A 3,569-nucleotide genomic window follows, 5' to 3' on the forward strand; every position below is an offset into this window, starting at 1 on the left:
ACATAAGTTAAAGCATATAAATTCATATATACCTATATAAATATAAACTTTCAAACCAAAACCCTTATTCCACCCTACATGAAGAAATTTTATACGATCGCCACAGCGCTGCTCCTGGTAGCCGGCACATTCACAAGCTGCACGAAAGACCTCGATGAAGTAGGTCCGATGAGCGCAACCGAAACACAAGATGCAAAGGTGAAAATTCAGGCTGGCAACGTCAAGCAAACGCCAACAGTTACGCTAAGCTTTTCGGAGTCACCCGTTGTAGTGGGCACTCCAGTCACGATCACTGTTGCTGTTGGAGCTCCTCTAGATGGTGGTACTACGCCAACAAAAGGGGTTTTAATTCTACAAAGAGCCAAAATCAGTGAAACGGGAGCTTATTCAGCTGTTGCCACGGCGGGGTATTGGGAGGATGTGAAGACAACTCAAATCGATAAAACAGGCCCAGGCTTTACCTATACCTTAACACCGGATGAGATCGGTCAGTTCGGCTGGCGTGTAAAGTATAGTGGTGGTGGAGCAGGTTATGAGGGTGTTGAAACCGCTGCAGACCTCACGGTTGTGGCCGCATGCCAGGGTGCCACACTTAGCACTTCCCTGGTAAGCGCTACACTACTCGGAGATGGTATGACGGAATATAAAGTTGCTTTCCACCTGTCTTCCTGCACTGCCTTCAGCAATGTAAAACTACAGGGCGGCATCTCAGCAACCATACAGGGAGCAGTAACGGCTGTTGATGAGGACGGCCAGGCGGGTTCTATCAGGTATAACGAAAGAAATGTTGTGGTCAATTGGTCAGGCCTTGACGTAACGAACGCGTACAACAAAACTTTCTTTGTGACTTTCCGCAAAGTTGCCAAGGCTGGTGAAGAACTGACAGGTGATTGGACGGCTAAAGTTGGGGAAGAGGTAATTGCCAGCTCTCCTAAGTTTTCACTTTAAAAGAAACAGTTCCAGCTTATACACGAGGCTGCCTCACAGGCAGCCTCGTGTGTTTATCCCGTAATTGATCGTGGCAAACCGGTTGTCTGCAGTGCCTGTTTGACTTTTGTTGGCACGTTTATGTTATCTCGGCTGTTAAGTGTTAGTTTTGTAAAAGAACATCCTTAACCTTTACATTATGAGAACTCCGATTTCGCGTCTGCGCACCATAGGCATTTACGAAGGACTGTCTTATCTCCTATTGCTGGGCATTGCCATGCCGCTCAAATACATGGCCGGTATACCTGAGATGGTCAAATATGTAGGCTGGGCACATGGTGTGCTGTTTGTACTTTATATGCTGTCTGTAGCGGAGGTAGCCTTCACGTACCGCTGGTCAATCCTGAAGATCGGGGCTGCCGTGGTCGCATCGCTGCTACCCTTCGGACCTTTTATACTGGATAAGCGCCTGTTGAAGGAGGAAGAGCAAAAGCAGGTAAAGCCAGCGAAGCAGATGGCTTAATCCCGGGCATATACTTTTCAGGAAAGGGCTGCAGGTATACCTGCAGCCCTTTCTCGTTTACTTAAGCGTCCGCACGGCCCGTAGTGGCTTCAGCAGGCTCAACGCGACGCGCCATGGACTGCGCAAGCACACTGGAGGCCAGCAGTTGCAGCGCGTGGTATAGCATGATCGGCAGCAGGATGACGCCTACCATGTTGGCATCCGGGAACAAGACCTTCGACATCACTGTGCCATGTACCAAAGACTTTTTGGAGCCACAGAAAACAGCGGTCACCCTGTTTTCGTGGCTAAAGCCGAACAGGCGGCTGACCAGGTGCAATATACCCAGCACAGCAAAGAAAAGCACGAGCATAGCTATACCTAGCAGCAGCATGTCGCTGATGCTATACCCTCTGAACATGTTGCGGGCGAAAGATTCGCTGAAGGAGGTATAGACGATAAGCAGAATGATGACCTGGTCGAAGAAACGCAGCTGTTTCTTATAGCGCTCGGCAAAGCCTCCCCAGTACCTGTGCAGGAAAATTCCGAGCGTAACCGGCAACAGCACCTGCAGGACCAGTTTGCCCATGATCTGCCCCATATCAAAGTCACCGGAACCCGCCGACAGGTATAGCCCCATCCAGAGCGGAGTCACAAACACCCCGATCAGGCTGGAGATGCTCGCATTAAAAATAGCTGCCGGAATATTGCCCCTCGCAATGGACACCATGACCACAGAAGACGAGACGGTAGAAGGCAAGGCCGCCAGGTAAAAAGTACCCAACCACAGTAGCTCCCCCGATGTACCTGCAAAGAAGGTATACAACGGCATGATCAGCAAAGGAAAAAGCAGGAAGGTAGCCGATTGCACCACCAGGTGCAGGCGCCAGTTGCTCAGCCCGGCCCGCAGCTTCTCCGGGCTCAGGCGCAGCCCATAAAAAAAGAAGATCGCAGAAACGCCATACGTAGCCACATCTCCCAGGGAAACAGGCTCTCTGTCCACGCCGCCTTCGGGCCACAGGTAAGCCAGCAGGATCATACCGATCAGCGCGAACAAAAACCAGTCGAAGCCGGCCCGCGCCAGCAGTTCCTGCACCTTGCGCAGGCTGAGTCGCTCTTTTACGGGAGGGCCTGGTTCACGATCGGGGAAGGTGGGTGTTGTTCTCAAACTATTGAATTCTTGATCGATTATTCAACAAAGGGGCATCTGCAAAAGGCAGTGCGGTTCTGAAACAAAACAACGGCCACCGCAAATACAAGCGGTGGCCGTTGTCTGAAAAGGTATAGCACTAGAAGTCTAGCAGGTCAATTGTTTCGAGCTCAAACTCGGTCGTATCCTCGTAAGTAGCATCCGGTGCCGTCACGATCAGGTCCCGTGCCCGGCCGTAGAGCCGGACATTGGGCTGCAGGCTGTCGTATTCCTCCTGCGATATCAGCCCCCGCCGGGCCATAATTCCCCCGATCAGCCTGTAGTAACCGCCTTTCCAGCTGCGCAGGTTGCCATAGCTGTCAAAAGAAGAGCGGTAGCGTTTCGGACTCGGGATAATGCTGGTCAGGAAGATTGACTCGGCCAGGTTAAGCTCTGAAGGCTGCTTGCCAAAGTAAAAGCGCGATGCATCCTTGGCCCCGTATACATCAGGCCCCCACTCGATGATGTTGAGGTATATTTCAAACATCCGGTTCTTCGAAATGATGTCCAGGTTTTCCATCAGCCATACGATCACAGCCTCTTCTACCTTACGGGCAACTGTTTTTTTGCGGGTCAGGAACACGTTCTTTACCAGCTGCATCGAAATGGTGCTGCCGCCGCGTAAAAAGTCCTTGTTTTTCAGGTTAACCGCGATCGCCTGCCGGAATGCTTCCTCATGGAATCCATTGTGCCTGTAAAAGCCTGCATCTTCTGCCGTCAGGATGGCATTGCGCAGGTAGGGGGAGATCTGGCTGATGGGGCTGTAGAAAGGATTGGCAGGCCCTACCATAAAGGTACGGACAGGCTTACCGTATTCATACACCGTGTGCATAAAGGGTCCTTTCAGCTTTGCGATGTTGGCTTTGCCCCACTGCACAACCCGGAAGTCTTTCGAAGCATCCAGATCCGAATCAAACACCACACGCTCCACACTGTCCAGGTTCACATGAA

Annotated in this window: 4 protein-coding genes; 2 read left to right on the forward strand and 2 right to left on the reverse strand. The window is 51.4% G+C overall.

Annotated features, from left to right (window positions below; all coding sequences use genetic code 11):
• Positions 1-78 precede the first annotated feature (78 nt).
• Positions 79-948: a hypothetical protein gene (locus OB13_RS19385; protein WP_461491836.1), complete on the forward strand. Its 870-nt coding sequence runs from the start codon at positions 79-81 to the stop codon at positions 946-948.
• Between the two features lie 178 nt (positions 949-1,126).
• Positions 1,127-1,450: a DUF3817 domain-containing protein gene (locus tag OB13_RS19390; RefSeq protein ID WP_461491837.1), complete on the forward strand. Its 324-nt coding sequence runs from the start codon at positions 1,127-1,129 to the stop codon at positions 1,448-1,450.
• Positions 1,451-1,511: 61 nt separating this feature from the next.
• Here the strand turns inward: OB13_RS19390 and OB13_RS19395 are convergent, their stop codons facing one another.
• On the reverse strand, positions 1,512-2,534 hold the full coding sequence (locus OB13_RS19395) for a bile acid:sodium symporter family protein (protein ID WP_461491839.1): 1,023 nt from the start codon (positions 2,532-2,534) through the stop codon (positions 1,512-1,514).
• Between the two features lie 184 nt (positions 2,535-2,718).
• Positions 2,719-3,569, reverse strand: an 851-nt coding sequence (locus OB13_RS19400) for a transglycosylase domain-containing protein (RefSeq protein ID WP_461491838.1), incomplete at its 5' end; no start/stop codon positions are given.

The organism is Pontibacter sp. HJ8, assembly GCF_054824225.1.

What these genes read in the sequence shown, in the direction of transcription:
- OB13_RS19390 (WP_461491837.1), top strand. Translation starts at nt 1,127, where the DNA reads ATGAGAACTCCGATTTCGCGTCTGCGCACCATAGGCATTTACGAAGGA.
- OB13_RS19385 (WP_461491836.1), top strand. Translation starts at nt 79, where the DNA reads ATGAAGAAATTTTATACGATCGCCACAGCGCTGCTCCTGGTAGCCGGC.